Genomic DNA, 696 nt, shown 5'->3' with positions numbered 1-696 from the left:
CATAGTAAGGTTACCTAAAATTTAAAGGCAGCATAACCTTTGCTCAAAAAACCTCACGGTTTTTCTCGCAGATTGCCACAGAAGCTATTCAGTGAAGCAAGCAATCTGCTCTACCGACTGAGCTACTGAGCCACATTATTGTGCCATTTTAAGAAAAATGGCGGTCTGGACGGGACTCGAACCCGCGACCTCCTGCGTGACAGGCAGGCATTCTAACCAACTGAACTACCAGACCGTATTGCGGGGACAGGATTTGAACCTGCGACCTTCGGGTTATGAGCCCGACGAGCTACCGGACTGCTCCACCCCGCGACAATAGAAATTATCATATCTACTTTCATGCCCATAGTTTGTATGGACTGTATCAATCTCAGAAAGCCAATTCATGCAGCAGTACGATTGATACAACTCGCAATTTAATCTGTGAAGTAACGCTCGTTGCTCCACCCCGCGACAATAAAAGTTATTAAAATAATGGAGGAGGAAGAGGGATTCGAACCCCCGCGCGGTGTTACCCGCCTGTCGGTTTTCAAGACCGATCCCTTCAGCCGAACTTGGGTATTCCTCCGTTGTAAATAAAAAGCTAATGGTGGACCTTGTAGGACTCGAACCTACGACCGGACGGTTATGAGCCGTCTGCTCTAACCAGCTGAGCTAAAGGTCCTCATATTTTGTTATTTTGCTTCGCAAAAAACA

General features: G+C 47.0%; 4 tRNA genes. All 4 read right to left on the bottom strand.

What is annotated here, in order from left to right:
• Positions 1 to 158: 158 nt before the first annotated feature.
• Positions 159 to 235, bottom strand: a tRNA-Asp gene (locus CHI06_RS28995).
• A 3-nt stretch (positions 236 to 238) separates the two neighbouring features.
• A tRNA-Met gene (locus tag CHI06_RS28990) sits at positions 239 to 312 on the bottom strand.
• Between the two features lie 163 nt (positions 313 to 475).
• A tRNA-Ser gene (locus CHI06_RS28985) sits at positions 476 to 568 on the bottom strand.
• 19 nt (positions 569 to 587) lie between these two features.
• A tRNA-Ile gene (locus CHI06_RS28980) sits at positions 588 to 664 on the bottom strand.
• Positions 665 to 696: the final 32 nt, after the last annotated feature.

The sequence above is a fragment of the Bacillus sp. 7884-1 genome (genome assembly GCF_002272245.1).
Taxonomy (GTDB): domain Bacteria; phylum Bacillota; class Bacilli; order Bacillales; family Cytobacillaceae; genus Neobacillus.
This window is presented reverse-complemented; position numbering and strand designations above follow the sequence as displayed.